Origin of the sequence: Pseudomonas morbosilactucae, from assembly GCF_023241715.1 — a bacterium.
Taxonomy (GTDB): Bacteria; Pseudomonadota; Gammaproteobacteria; order Pseudomonadales; family Pseudomonadaceae; genus Aquipseudomonas; species Aquipseudomonas morbosilactucae.
This window is the reverse complement of record NZ_JALQCW010000080.1, coordinates 1-12,764: the sequence shown is the minus strand read 5'-3', so window position 1 is coordinate 12,764 and position 12,764 is coordinate 1. Positions and strand designations below refer to the sequence as shown.

The 12,764-nt window shown below is 63.9% G+C and carries 12 protein-coding genes; 5 read left to right on the top strand and 7 right to left on the bottom strand.

Annotation, left to right across the window (positions count from 1 at the left end; genetic code table 11):
* Positions 1 to 139: 139 nt before the first annotated feature.
* From M1B34_RS26980 to M1B34_RS26960, 5 genes are read right to left on the bottom strand one after another with little or no spacing between them, the layout of a single operon-like run.
* Positions 140 to 1,129 (bottom strand): FecR family protein, encoded by a 990-nt coding sequence (locus M1B34_RS26980; RefSeq protein ID WP_268263439.1) that lies wholly within the window; start codon positions 1,127 to 1,129, stop codon positions 140 to 142.
* Complete coding sequence (locus tag M1B34_RS26975; RefSeq protein ID WP_268266733.1) at positions 1,126 to 1,701, bottom strand: RNA polymerase sigma factor; 576 nt, start codon at positions 1,699 to 1,701, stop codon at positions 1,126 to 1,128. Before M1B34_RS26975 ends, M1B34_RS26980 begins: the two co-directional genes overlap by 4 nt.
* 15 nt (positions 1,702 to 1,716) lie before the next feature.
* Positions 1,717 to 2,043, bottom strand: a complete 327-nt coding sequence (locus M1B34_RS26970; protein WP_123337006.1) for a DUF3325 domain-containing protein — start codon at positions 2,041 to 2,043, stop codon at positions 1,717 to 1,719.
* Positions 2,044 to 3,630, bottom strand: coding sequence for a PepSY-associated TM helix domain-containing protein (locus M1B34_RS26965; protein WP_268266717.1), 1,587 nt, complete (start codon positions 3,628 to 3,630; stop codon positions 2,044 to 2,046). It abuts the gene before it with no gap.
* Complete coding sequence (locus M1B34_RS26960) at positions 3,630 to 3,932, bottom strand: DUF3649 domain-containing protein (protein WP_123337007.1); 303 nt, start codon at positions 3,930 to 3,932, stop codon at positions 3,630 to 3,632. The genes M1B34_RS26965 and M1B34_RS26960 overlap by 1 nt, the downstream gene beginning before the upstream one ends.
* 218 nt (positions 3,933 to 4,150) lie before the next feature.
* Between M1B34_RS26960 and M1B34_RS26955 the strand changes: the two genes are divergently transcribed.
* From M1B34_RS26955 to fecA, 3 genes are all read left to right on the top strand, one after another.
* Entirely contained in the window at positions 4,151 to 4,639 is a 489-nt protein-coding gene (locus M1B34_RS26955; protein ID WP_123337009.1) for a sigma-70 family RNA polymerase sigma factor, read from the top strand.
* An 83-nt stretch (positions 4,640 to 4,722) separates the two neighbouring features.
* Positions 4,723 to 5,613, top strand: coding sequence for a FecR domain-containing protein (locus M1B34_RS26950; protein WP_425273547.1), 891 nt, complete (start codon positions 4,723 to 4,725; stop codon positions 5,611 to 5,613).
* 112 nt (positions 5,614 to 5,725) lie between these two features.
* Positions 5,726 to 8,083, top strand: coding sequence for a TonB-dependent Fe(3+) dicitrate receptor FecA (gene fecA, locus M1B34_RS26945; protein WP_268266715.1), 2,358 nt, complete (start codon positions 5,726 to 5,728; stop codon positions 8,081 to 8,083).
* Between the two features lie 149 nt (positions 8,084 to 8,232).
* Here the strand turns inward: fecA and M1B34_RS26940 are convergent, their stop codons facing one another.
* Together M1B34_RS26940 and M1B34_RS26935 are read right to left on the bottom strand one after the other, a co-directional pair.
* Complete coding sequence (locus tag M1B34_RS26940; RefSeq protein WP_268263436.1) at positions 8,233 to 8,640, bottom strand: HPF/RaiA family ribosome-associated protein; 408 nt, start codon at positions 8,638 to 8,640, stop codon at positions 8,233 to 8,235.
* 218 nt (positions 8,641 to 8,858) lie between these two features.
* Positions 8,859 to 9,800, bottom strand: a complete 942-nt coding sequence (locus M1B34_RS26935; RefSeq protein WP_268266714.1) for a LysR substrate-binding domain-containing protein — start codon at positions 9,798 to 9,800, stop codon at positions 8,859 to 8,861.
* Between the two features lie 134 nt (positions 9,801 to 9,934).
* Here M1B34_RS26935 and M1B34_RS26930 point away from each other — a divergent pair, with 134 nt between their 5' ends.
* Together M1B34_RS26930 and M1B34_RS26925 are read left to right on the top strand one after the other, a co-directional pair.
* Positions 9,935 to 11,311 carry an L-serine ammonia-lyase gene (locus tag M1B34_RS26930; RefSeq protein WP_123337017.1) on the top strand — a complete coding sequence of 459 codons (1,377 nt, stop codon included), beginning with the start codon at positions 9,935 to 9,937 and terminating at the stop codon, positions 11,309 to 11,311.
* Positions 11,312 to 11,374: 63 nt separating this feature from the next.
* On the top strand, positions 11,375 to 12,673 hold the full coding sequence (locus tag M1B34_RS26925) for a serine/threonine transporter (protein WP_268266713.1): 1,299 nt from the start codon (positions 11,375 to 11,377) through the stop codon (positions 12,671 to 12,673).
* The last annotated feature ends 91 nt before the right edge of the window (positions 12,674 to 12,764 follow it).

Genomic DNA, 12,764 nt, shown 5'->3' with positions numbered 1-12,764 from the left:
CGTCATGGATGCGAATGAATCGCACTTTCAAGCACTACACGGATCGGCGACGGATTTACCTCACCTTTTTTTGAAAATAATTTTCCACGCCCTCCCCGCACCGGTGTTTGCAGGCCGGGGTTGTCGTCCATCCCTGGCGTCAGCGCAGGATGATCAGGCGATTGAGCACGCTGTGCTGCTCAAACCCTAGGACCCCACGCAAGGAACCCAGGACCGCCAACGGGTCGCGACTGGGGAAACTGCCGCTGACGGTGCGAGCCGCCAATTGCTCGTTGAGCACCAGGATCCGCCCCGGGTAGTAGCGCTGCAGGTCCTGGATGACATCGGCCAGCGGCGCCCGGTAGTAGTTCAGCCAGCCCTGGCGCCAGGCCAGTTGCGCCTCACTGTCCACCGGATGCAGGGGCTGGGCATTGCCCTGGGCATAGGCGACTTGCTGGCCGGCGCTGAGAATCTGTTGCTCGGCACCCTGGCGGGGCGTCACCCCGACCCGGCCCGACAGCACGGTGACCTGGGCCCCGGACGGCTGCAGGCGAACTTCGAACTGAGTCCCCAGGACCCGCGCTTCGCCCTGCTCCGCCATCACCACAAAGGGTTGGCCCGTGTGGGTGACCTGGAAGAACGCCGCCCCTCGGCGCAGCTGGACATGCCGCTCGCCGTGACTGAAATCCACGGCGATGGCGCTGTCGGCGTCCAGGGTCACTTCGGACTGGTCTGCCAGCACCAGCGTGCGCACCTGCCCCGGCGCCGAGACGTAGTCGGCCCCCAGGTCATCGACCCAGCGCGCCGGCTGCCAGCCCGCCGCCACCCCGATCATCAGCACCAGGCAGGCGGCCATCGCCAGTGCCGCCGACCAGCGCCGCCGCGTCTGTCGTGGCGAACGGTCCATGGCCCGCAGGTAGCCTTGCAGGGCGAAGGCGTCTTCATCGGCCAGGGTACGCGCCGGCCCTTCGCTCAACTCCCACAGCACCTGGGCCTGGGCATAGGCTTCGACATGGGCCGGATCGGCCTGCAGCCAGTGGCTGAAGGTGGCCTGGTCACCGCTGCTGGGCTGGTCGTGCAACAGGCTCAGCCAGGCCAGCGCGGCCTGTTCCTGGGCGGGCGTCGGGGTGACGCGGGCAGTGTGGTTCACGGGGCTTTCCCTGGCGGACGGGGGCTTGAGGGCTCTCTCAGGCTGGCCTTACAGGCCTCAAGGGCGCGCATCATATGTTTTTCCACGGCACTTTGGGACAGGCCCATTGCGCGGGCGATCTCGGCATATTTGCGGCCGTGAATGCGGTTCAGCAGGAAAATCTGTCGGGTGCGCTCCGGCAGGCTGCGCAGGGCCGCCTCGACATGGCGCAAGTCATTGCCGGCCTCCAGCGCGGCCTGCGGCTCGACGCTCTGGTTGTCTTGCTGCTCCGGCAACCAGCCTTCACTGACCCGCACCCGCGCCCCTTCGCTGCGCAAATGGTCGATGGCGATGTTGCCGGCACAACGCAGCAGGTAGGTGCTGAGTTCTTCCACCTGCACCAGGGGCCGACGCCAGAAACGCAAGAACAAGTCCTGCACCAGATCGGCCGCCGTGGCCCGGCAGCCGACGCGACGACTGACCAGGGCCTCCATCTGCGAACGCTGGGACAGGAACACCTGCAGGAAATGCGCGCGGCTGCCCGAAGCCTCGGGACGCTCCAGCTCGGGGTGTTCAGGCGGGGTGGTGAGCATCATCGGCGGACTCGATCAGTGCAACGCAAGGGCAGCGACCGGGCTGGCCAGCAGGCCAAGGCCCGCCATCAGCAACGCCAAGCGCGGACGATAAGGCAGCAACAACACCAGTAACAGGCCACTGAGCATCAGCACCGCGCACCACTGCACCAGGCCCAGCCCCCAACCAGCGGCGTCCACCGCCGCGGCCAACGACAAGCTCAGCAGCGCCCAGCCGCCCAGACGCAGCCCCTGCCGCCGGCGCGCCGAGGCCTTGTGCCCGAGCACATCGGCGTGATGCCGGTCCATGGCCAGGCATAACCCGGTAAACCCCGCGTAGCACAACAACAGAGCCAGCAACATTCAGTTCACCTCGCTTTCAAGGGGCATGGGTCGAGCGCGGGCGGCGCGGGGTCGCGCCTCGGCCTGGAGCGAGCCACGACGGTGCATTTTCAGCGCAGCCCAGGCCAGGAACAGGCCCGTGCCCAGGCAGGCCAGGTCAAAGCCCAGGCGAACCCCGTCCATCGGCCCGCCCAAGACCCAGCCCAGGTCCGGCGCAGTCAGCACGTCCAGCAGCGGCAGACCGGCGAACAGCAATGCCGCCAGTCCCAATTGCTCGATCCAGGCCCTGGGGCCGCGACGCAGCGCGGCATGCAGCAGGCTCAGGCCCCAGACACTGAAGAAGCCGGTCACTTCCCAACCAGCACGCTCGGCCAGCCCTGCGGGCAGCAGGCGATTGGCCCAGAAATACGCCGCCACGGCCACCACCAAGCCGGCCATGCTGGCGATGTTCAACACTTCCACCAATCGCAGCTCGAAGGGCTGCACCCCGCTCTTGGCGTGCTTGAGCTGGCGCTTGCCGAGCCAGATCACCAGCCCGGTGCCGATCATCGCGGTGCTCGCCAGCCCACAGATAAAGTACAGCCAGCGCAGCACCGGCCCGGAAAAATGACCCATGTGCAGGCCGTAGAAACTGCCACCGATGGCCAGGGGCAAGGATTGTCCGGCGCTGACCTTGAGCATCTGCCCGGTCACACCGTTGAACGACACCACACTGCCGAAATCATGCACCACGCGATCAGCGCCACTGCGGAACACATTCACCGAAGCATTGAGATCCCCCGGGTTATTCACCGCGATCCGTTCCGCCCGGCCGCCCGGCCACTGTTGCAGCGCCTGATCGAGCAACGGGGCCAGCGCCACCAGGGTCCCCGGCTGCCCGGCCGCCTTGGGGTTGTTGGTGGCCGGCAGCAGCTCGTTGAAGAAGCTTCGGGGGTTGTTGTCGTAGGCCACCAGGATGCTGGCCGGCATGACCATGGTCATGAAGATCACCAGGCTGCTGTAGGTGATCATCAGGTGGAACGGCAATACCAGCACGCCCACCGCGTTATGCCCGTCGAGCCAGGTGCGCTGGCCCTTGCGGGGTCGGAAGGTGAAGAAGTCCTTGAAGATTTTCTTGTGGGTGATGATGCCGCTGATCAACGCCACGAACATCACCATGGCCGCTGCCGTGGACAGCCAGCGGCCCCAGGGATAGGGCATCTGCAACTGAAAATGAAAGCGGTAGAAAAACTCGCCGCCGCGGGTCTCACGCGCCTGCAGGGCCGCACCGCTGGCCGGGTCCAGCAGTTGCTCTTCGAAGGCCCCGCGCTGACCGACCTTGGCCGCGTCCTGCCAGCTCACCGATAACGCCGGCTGGCGTTCATTGGGCAGGTTGATAAACCAGCGGGCCGCGTTGGGCGCTCGCTGCTGCAGATAGGCCTGGGCCACCACCAGGTTGGCCTGGGCATCGAGGTCCCGGGCCGGTACTTCCGGCTGCATCCAGTGACTGATCTCATCCTTGAAGTAAGCCAGGCTGCCGGTGAGAAAAATCGCCAGCAGCAACCAGCCGAAGATCAGCCCGCTCCAAGTGTGCAGCCAGGCCATGGATTGGCGAAAACCCTCTTTCATCAGGCCGCGCCCCAATACGCCAGGCCGCTGATCGCCGCCAGGATCAGGCTTGCCAACAGCACGCCGCCCCAGGCCTGCCAGGCGCTGCGGCAGGCAAAACAGCCGATCACCGCCAGCAGGTAGAACAGGAACGAGCTCATCATCCCGATGACCACCGCATCGGGCCGGGACACCGGCAGCAGCAAGGTCAGGCACACGCTGCTCAGGGCCGCCAGCACGTAGCCGCCCAGCACTGCTGCGAGCACCCGCGAGGTCACCGCCAAGCGATAGGAAACAGGCGTACCGACAGCCTTGCTTTTCATGGTTCGACCTTGACGCGAAAGAGGACGCCCGGCACGGAGCGGCAGGCGACAGGAACAGGGCGACGATATTAATGATAAATATTCTCATACGCAAAAAAGCCTGATGTTAATGCCCAGCCTTCCGTCGGTCCGCGCTGATTGCCGAATGCCATGCCGCTCCCTACAATGCGAACAATTCTTGTTCTCTTAAGCATCTGCATGCTGCCGGAGCGTCTCGCTTGTCCCATTCCCTGACCGTCGAAACCCTCTACAGCGCCCATCACGGCTGGTTGAACAGCTGGCTGCGGCGCAAGCTCGGCTGCCCTGACAGCGCTGCCGACCTGGCCCAGGACACCTTTATGCGGGTGCTGACGGCCCGGGAAACGCCCACCCTCATCGAGCCGCGGGCCTTTCTCACCACCATCGCCAAACGGGTGCTGAGCAACCATTACCGACGCCAGGACCTGGAGCGCGCCTACCTGGAAGCCCTGGCGCAGATGCCGGAGCAAAGCGCGCCGTCCGAAGAAGAACGGGCCATCATCCTGCAAACCCTGATGGAGCTGGACCAGTTGCTCGACGGCCTGCCCCGCCTGGTCAAACGCGCCTTTCTGCTGGCCCAGGTCGATGGCTTGAGCTACGGGGAAATCGCCAAGGAACTGGGCATCTCCATTGCCACCGTCAAACGCCACCTGAACAAGGCAGCCCTGCGCTGCTACTTCGCCCTGTGAACCCTTCACTCAACCCCGGCCCCGGCGGCCCCGCGGACTTTTCCACCCAGGTCGCCGAGCAAGCCGTGCACTGGCTGGTGGAAATGCAGGGCGGCCCGCTCAACCCGAGCCAGCAACGGGCGTGGCAGCAGTGGCACGACGCCCACAGCGAACACCAGCGGGCCTGGCAGCATATTCAGCGGGTCAATCAACGGCTGCGCGGCTTGTCTTCGCCTTTGGCCCACAGCGCCTTGAACGCGCCCACCTCCAGCAGCCGACGCCAGGCGCTGAAGCTGTTGCTGCTACTGGGCGCCGGCTCCGCGGTCACCTGGGGGATGCGCGAACAAAACCTGTTGCCGCCGCTGCTGGCGGATTACCGCAGCCCCGTGGGACAACGCCGCGACCTGCGCCTGGACGACGGCAGCCGCTTGCAACTCAACACCCGCAGCGCAGTGGATGTGCACTTCGACGGCCATCAACGACTGATCCGCCTGCTGGAGGGCGAAATCCTCCTGACCACCGCCCTGGAACGCCGGCCACTGCTGGTGCAAAGCGCGGAAGGCCTGCTGCGGCCCCAGGGCGCACGCCTGAACCTGCGGCAGTTCAACCAACGCAGCGAGCTGGCGGTGTTCGAGGGCAGCGTGAGTGTGAACCCGAACGCGTACAACGGCGCCGCGCTGACGGTGCAGGCCGGGCAGCAGTTGAGTTTCAACGCCAACGCCTGGGGCACCCCACGACCGCTGGACGCCGGCAGCGGTGCCTGGAGCGACGGCATGCTGGTCGCCGCCCATATGCGCCTGGCGGACTTTCTCCAGGAGCTGGGGCGTTACCGTCGCGGCCAACTCAATTGCGACGCCCGGGTCGCCGACCTGCTGATCTCCGGCAGTTACCCCCTGGATGACAGCGAGCGCATTCTCGACCTGCTGGAGATCAGCCTGCCGGTGAAGGTGCAACGCTTCACCCGTTATTGGGTCACGGTGCAAGCCCGCGCCTGACGGCGTTTTTTTCCAGCAAACATTATTTTTCAGCCGACGTGAGCCGTTTTCCAGCCCTCGCGTGACAGAGAAGGAAAGCCACCTTGAATCCTCCTTCTCAGGACCACCCTGCATGCACCAGCAACCGACTCGCCTCACGCCCCTTGCCCGTACCCTGCGCCACCTGCTGCTGGGTGCCAGCCTGAGTGTCGCCAGCCTGCCTTACTCACTGGCCGCCGACACCGCGCAACAGAGCTACCACATCGCCCCCACGGCCCTGGAAAATGCCCTAAACCAATTTGGCCGGGAGGCCGGGGTGCTGATTTCCTTTGGCTCGCAGGTCACCCAAGGCCTGCAAAGCCAGGGCCTGGAAGGACACTACAGCGCAGAAGAAGGTTTGAATGCCCTGCTCAAGGGCACCGGCTTGCAAGCCCGGGCCGAGGGCGACAAGGCTTTCAGCCTGCAACCGGCCAGCACCGACAGCGCCCCGGCGGCGCTGGAATTGGGGGCTTCCAGCGTGGTCGGCGACTGGCTTGGGGATGCAGCCCAGACCAACGTCTTCGAGCACCCCGGTGCCCGGGACGTGATCCGCCGTGAAGAATTCGAACGCCAGGGCGCCACCCAGGCCCGGGACGTGCTCAACCGCATCCCCGGGGTCAATGCGCCGGAGAACAACGGCACCGGCAGCCACGACATGGCGCTGAACTTCGGCATCCGCGGGCTCAACCCGCGCCTGGCCTCGCGCTCCACGGTGCTGATGGACGGCATTCCGGTGCCCTTCGCCCCTTACGGCCAGCCGCAGCTGTCATTCGCGCCCATCAGCATGGGCAACATGGACGCCGTGGACGTGGTGCGCGGCGGCGGCGCGGTGCGTTATGGCCCGCAGAACGTCGGCGGCATCGTCAACTTCGTGACCCGGGCGATCCCAGATGAACCGACGGTCAAGGGCGGCCTACAGACCGAAACCAGCCCCTCGTCCAGCCATGACGGCTTCAAGACCACAGGCAACCTGCTGGCCGGCGGCACCGCCGACAACGGTCTGGGCGGCGCCCTGCTGTACTCCGGCACCCGCGGTGGCGACTGGCGCGAACACAGCGACACGCAGATCGACGACCTGATTCTCAAGGGCAACTACCAGCTCGACGACGCCAACAGCTTTAACGCCATGGCCCAGTACTACGAGGGCGAGGCCGACATGCCCGGCGGCCTGAGCACGGCGGCGTACAAGGCCGACCCATATCAATCGACCCGGCCGTTCGACAAGTTCTGGGGCCGCCGCACGATGTTCAATGTCGGCTACCGCTATCAGGAGGATCGCCGGGAGTTCACGGTCAATAGCTTCTTCACCAAGACCCTGCGCAGCGGCTACCTGGACCAGCGCACCGTTATCTCCCTGTCACCGCGCGAATACTGGGTGCGCGGCCTGGAAAGCCGCTTCGCCCAAGGCTTCGACCTCGGCCAGACCAGCCACGAACTGGGCCTGGGCTACCGCTACATCAACGAAGCCGGCCACGAGCAGCGTTTCATCACCCCGATGGCCGCCCAGCAGTTGCCCTCCACCGCCGACACCCGGGACCGCAACACCCGGGGCAGCACCGAAGCCCATGCGATTTTCCTCGACGACCGCATCGACATCGGCCAATGGACCATCACCCCCGGCATTCGCTACGAGATGATCGAATCGGAGCAGACCGACAAGCGCCTCAATGCCCAGTACAAAGGCGACTACAACACCGCCTTGCCAGCGTTGAACGTGCTGTATCACCTCAACGACAGCTGGAACCTGTACGCCAACACCGAAGGCTCGTTCGGCAGCGTGCAATACAGCCAGATGCGCAACCGCGTCGACAAGGGGGAGATCAAGCCGGAAAAAGCCCGCACCTGGGAATTGGGGACCCGCTATGAGCAAGGCGGCCTGCGCGCCGAGATCGGGGCCTTCCTGATCAATTTCGACAATCAGTATGAAAGCAACCAGACCAACGACACGGTGATCGCCCGCGGTGAAACCCGCCATCAGGGCATCGAGAGCAGCATCAACTACGCCCTCGATGGCCTGAGCCCGGCCCTGGCCGGCTTCGATGTGTATGCGACCTACGCCTATGTCGACGCCACGATCCGCGAAGACGGGCCGAACAAGGGCAATCGCGTGCCGTTTTCATCCCGGCATAAAGGCACCCTGGGCCTGGGTTACACCGAAGGTCCGTGGAAGCTCAACCTCGACAGCAGCTACCAAAGCAGCCAGTTCGCCGACAACGCCAATACCTCGACGGAAAACGAACTGGGCAATGTCGGCAACATCCCGGGCTACATGCTGTTCAGCAGCCGTGCGGCGTACGACTTCGGCCCGCAGCTGTCTGACCTGAACGTGGCGGTAGGGGTAAAAAACATCCTCAACCACCAGTACTTCACCCGCTCCTTCGACGACAACAACCGGGGCAAATACGTGGGCGAGCCGCGCACCCTGTACGTGCAAACCTCGGTGGCGTTCTAAGCCCCCATAGGGGGTTGGCTTGGGGGCGACGCGCTGAAAACGATCGCGCCCTCAAGCCAGCAGCGATAAGCCAGTACCGATAAAAAGCCACACAAACAAAACGGGCCTGCATATGCAGGCCCGTTGTCGTTGGGGAAGGGAATCAGGCGTCAGCTGTTGAGTGCGGCCTGTTCGTTTTCGAGGAATTCTTCTTCCAGCAGAGCGTCTGCTTCAGTGCCGTCACTGCTGGGCACCGCAGCGGCACGTTTGCCACGCAGCTTGCCGAACATGTGTTCCAAAGCGCTTTCCAGTTTGACGGTGGCGCCATCGATAGCCTGTTCCAGGGTATCGGCTTTGTGGGTGACAGAAACCGGCTGATGGCCCTTTGGCCGAGCCTCAAGTTGGCAACGCATATCATCCGGACCTGACTTGCCGCCGTTCTCGTCCCGCAGGTGGACCACCACCCGGGTCAGGTCTTCTTCATAACGTTCGAGCGTGCTTTCAATGGTGCTACGGACCCACTCCTCCAGCCGGATGCTGCTTTGAATATGGTTATCGCTATGGACTTGGATTTGCATAGTTCTTCCCTTATTTCAGCTAGCTCGCAACAAGGCCGCGGTAGCACTTTGGGGTGCTGATTTTGCGACCTCTTGGTTACACAATTGGGCAGGACGAAGAACAATTCAACCCCTAAAAAAAGATAAATATTCATTCGCAAATAAAGCCGGACAACGGCCAAAAGCGCTGTTAATGTCGGGAGTCGACTCGCCTCGCGTCCTCTTCGACTCCTCGACGATCAGCCCTCGACCAAGGGGTGCAGACCGCGAAAAATTTCCGCCTCTTCCACCAGCCAGTCATGCACCGCGCGCACCTGCGGATGGCTTAGCGCGCCCGGCGCGTACAGCAGCACATAGCGCTTGTGATTGGGCACCGCCAGGCCGAAAGGCACGATCAAGGTGCCGCGCTCCAGCTCGTCGTTGAGCAGGGTGCGACGGGCAATTGCCACGCCCATACCGGCGATCGCCGCCTCGATGGTCAGGTGGTTGCGGTTGAAGGTGTGGCCCCGCCGCACATCCGCCCCTTCGAAACCGATGGCGTTCAGGTAGAACTCCCACTCTGCGTACTCATAGCTGCCACGCCAGGCCGTGATGTCGTGGAGCAAGGGAAAGTGCGAAAGGTCCGCCGGGCCATGCAAGGGCGGCCGGCCACGCAACAGGCTCGGCGCGCACACCGGAAAAATCTGCTCGTCCAGCAAGGCGGTGGATGACAACCCGGGGTAACTGCCGTCGTTGAGGTCGATGGCCAAGTCAAAGTCGCCCTCGTGCAGGGCCAGGCTGCTGTCTTCGGCCACCAAGCGCAGTTGAATGTCCGGAAAACGCTGCTGCAGGCGGGGCAAGCGCGGGGTCAGCCACTTGCCGAGAAAGGACGGAATGGAACGCAGGCGCAGGGTCCCGCTGATCATCCCCGCGTCCAGGCGGCGCAGTTCCGCGTCAATGCTGCCGTAGGCCTCGTTCACCGTCAGCGTCAGGCGCTGGCCTTCGGCACTCAGTTCCACCCCCCGGGCACGCCGGTGAAACAGACGAAACCCCAGGCGCTCCTCCAGTTGGCGGATCTGCTGGCTCACGGCCCCGGGGGTGATGTGCAATTCCTCCGCACAACGGGTGAAGGACAGGTGCCGCGCGGCACAGGAAAACACATGCAACCAGACGTAGGTCTGGGCATGAAGCTGACGACTCATCGTTTAGTCCTGCTAAAGGCTGTCTTAGGAAGTTTCGTTGGTCAGTGCCGATTGAGGCGGGCAGTATCGCCGACATTGCGCTTAGCCGACAAAAAATGGCAGCGATTCCTCTTCCGTTTTTCGCAGGCTTTAGCATGGCTATCAGTGTTTTCGATCTCTTCAAAGTTGGCATCGGCCCGTCCAGCTCCCACACCGTGGGCCCGATGCGCGCCGCCGCGACCTTCGTCCAGGGCCTGTTCGAGCAGGGTCTGCACGATCAAGTGCAGCGGGTAGAAGTGCGCCTCTACGGTTCGCTGTCCGCCACCGGCGTCGGCCACGCCACCGACCGCGCCTGCCTGCTCGGCCTGATGGGCGAGTGGCCTGACAGCATCGACCCCAACAGCATCGGCCCGCGTATCCAGCAACTGCAGGACAGCGGCCAACTGTCCCTCGGCGGCCGCTCGACCATCGCCTTCGACTGGCAGCAGGACTTGCTGCTGCTGGATGAAAGCCTGCCTTACCATCCCAACGCCATGACCCTGCGCGCCTTTGCGAGCCACGGGCTGTTATGGGAGCAGACCTACTACTCGGTGGGTGGCGGCTTTATCGTCGAAGCCGGGGAAGTCGAGGGCGGCAGCGCTTCGACGACGGATGTCGCATTGCCCTACGACTTCAACAGCGCCGCTGAACTGCTGGCCCTGTGCAAAACCCACAAGCTGCGGATCTCCGAACTGATGATGGCCAACGAACGGGCCTGGCGCAGCGATGCCGAGATTCGCAGCGGCCTGCTGCACATCTGGTCGGTGATGCGTGATTGCGTGGAGCAAGGCCTGCTTCATGAGGGTGTATTGCCCGGCGGCCTGAATGTGCCGCGCCGCGCCGCCAAGCTGCACCGCAGCCTGCAAGAGCTGGGCAAGCCCAATGTCATCAGCTCGACGTTGTCGGCCATGGAATGGGTCAACCTGTTCGCCCTGGCGGTGAATGAAGAAAACGCCGCCGGCGGACGCATGGTCACCGCCCCCACCAATGGCGCGGCGGGGATCATTCCGGCGGTGTTGCACTACTACATGAAGTTCAACCCGGAAGCCTGTGACGACGACGTCGTGGCGTTTTTCCTCGGCGCCGCTGCGGTGGGCATCCTGTGCAAGAAAAACGCCTCGATCTCCGGCGCCGAAGTCGGCTGCCAGGGCGAAGTGGGTTCGGCTTGCGCCATGGCAGCCGCCGGCCTGGCCGAGGTGCTGGGAGCCACCCCGGAACAACTGGAAAACGCCGCCGAAATCGGCCTGGAACACAACCTCGGCCTGACCTGCGACCCGGTCGGCGGCCTGGTCCAGGTGCCGTGCATCGAACGCAACGCCATCGCCGCGGTAAAGGCGATCAACGCCACGCAAATGGCCCTGCGCGGTGACGGCCAACACTTTATTTCCCTGGACCGGGTGATCCGCACCATGCGCGACACCGGCGCCGACATGCACGACAAATACAAAGAAACTTCACGGGGCGGCCTGGCCGTGAGCTGGGTGGAGTGCTGAGGAGCCCTCCCTGACCGCCCGTATCCCGTGAGCCCGAGCAAGAATAATAACGAGGCGATACCGATGACCGATGTACGAACACCTGCTGCCGAAAACCCCGCTGTAGACCTGACCCGTACCGCCAGCGCCAGCAAGGGCTGGAGCAAACACGACACCACCTGGATGCTGGGCCTGTACGGCACCGCCATCGGCGCCGGCACCCTGTTCCTGCCGATCAATGCCGGTGTCGGCGGCTTCTGGCCGTTGATCGTGCTGGCGTTACTGGCCTTCCCCATGACCTTCTTCGCCCACCGCGGCCTGACCCGCTTCGTGCTTTCGGGACGCTCCGGGGACATCACCGAAGTGGTGGAAGAGCATTTCGGCATCGGCGCTGGCAAGCTGATCACCCTGCTCTACTTCTTCGCCATCTTCCCAATCCTGCTGGTCTACAGCGTGGCCCTGACCAACACCCTGAGCAGCTTCATGGAGCACCAGCTGCACATGGCCCCGCCACCCCGGGCGATCCTCTCACTGCTGCTGATCCTCGGCCTGATGGCCATCGTGCGCTGCGGCCAAGGCGTAATCGTCAAGGCCATGAGCGTGCTGGTCTACCCCTTCGTCGCCGCCCTGTTGCTGCTGGCTTTGAGCCTGATTCCCAACTGGAACGGCGCCTTCTTCGCCTCCGCCGGCGAGGGCATGTCCCTGCCGCTGTTCTTCAAGACCCTGTGGCTGGCGATTCCGGTGATGGTGTTTTCCTTCAACCATTCGCCGATCATCTCGGCCTTCGCCGTCGACCAGAAACGCCAGTACGGCGCCCAGGCCGAAAGTAAAAGCAGCGGCATCCTCGCCGTGGCCCACAGCATGATGGTGCTGACGGTGATGTTCTTCTGCTTCAGTTGCGTGCTGAGCCTGTCGCCCGCCGACCTGGCCGCGGCCAAGGCGCAGAACATCTCGATCCTGTCGTACCTGGCCAACCACTTCCAGACGCCGGTGATTGCCTACGCTGCACCGCTGATCGCCCTGGTGGCCATCACCAAATCCTTCCTCGGCCACTACATCGGGGCCAGCGAAGGCTTCCAGGGGCTGATCGTTAAAAGCCTGCGTAGCCGTGGTCGGGTGGCCTCGAACAAAACCCTGGAGCGACTGACTGCGTTGTTCATGGTCCTGACCTGCTGGGCGGTGGCCACCTTCAACCCGAGCATCCTCGGCATGATCGAAACCCTGGGCGGCCCAGTAATCGCGTGCCTGCTGTTCCTGATGCCGATGTACGCGATCCGCCGAGTGCCATCGCTGCGCCAGTATTCGGGCCAGCTGTCGAACCTGTTCGTGGTACTGATCGGCCTGATCGCACTGTCTGCGATCATTTTCTCGTGCGTGCCCTGAAACGGGCAGGGATAAAAAAAGCGGACCCTAGGTCCGCTTTTTATGCCGGGGTTTATTGGTCGTCGGCGGTTCCCGGCATGTCCTTTGCTTT

Bases quoted from the DNA above. Each gene is read 5' to 3' on its own strand.
- M1B34_RS26970 (WP_123337006.1), bottom strand. From the start codon at position 2,043: ATGTTGCTGGCTCTGTTGTTGTGCTACGCGGGGTTTACCGGGTTATGC.
- M1B34_RS26965 (WP_268266717.1), bottom strand. From the start codon at position 3,630: ATGAAAGAGGGTTTTCGCCAATCCATGGCCTGGCTGCACACTTGGAGC.
- M1B34_RS26940 (WP_268263436.1), bottom strand. From the start codon at position 8,640: ATGCAAATCCAAGTCCATAGCGATAACCATATTCAAAGCAGCATCCGG.
- fecA (WP_268266715.1), top strand. From the start codon at position 5,726: ATGCACCAGCAACCGACTCGCCTCACGCCCCTTGCCCGTACCCTGCGC.
- M1B34_RS26935 (WP_268266714.1), bottom strand. From the start codon at position 9,800: ATGAGTCGTCAGCTTCATGCCCAGACCTACGTCTGGTTGCATGTGTTT.
- M1B34_RS26950 (WP_425273547.1), top strand. From the start codon at position 4,723: ATGCAGGGCGGCCCGCTCAACCCGAGCCAGCAACGGGCGTGGCAGCAG.
- M1B34_RS26960 (WP_123337007.1), bottom strand. From the start codon at position 3,932: ATGAAAAGCAAGGCTGTCGGTACGCCTGTTTCCTATCGCTTGGCGGTG.
- M1B34_RS26925 (WP_268266713.1), top strand. From the start codon at position 11,375: ATGACCGATGTACGAACACCTGCTGCCGAAAACCCCGCTGTAGACCTG.
- M1B34_RS26930 (WP_123337017.1), top strand. From the start codon at position 9,935: ATGGCTATCAGTGTTTTCGATCTCTTCAAAGTTGGCATCGGCCCGTCC.
- M1B34_RS26975 (WP_268266733.1), bottom strand. From the start codon at position 1,701: ATGCTCACCACCCCGCCTGAACACCCCGAGCTGGAGCGTCCCGAGGCT.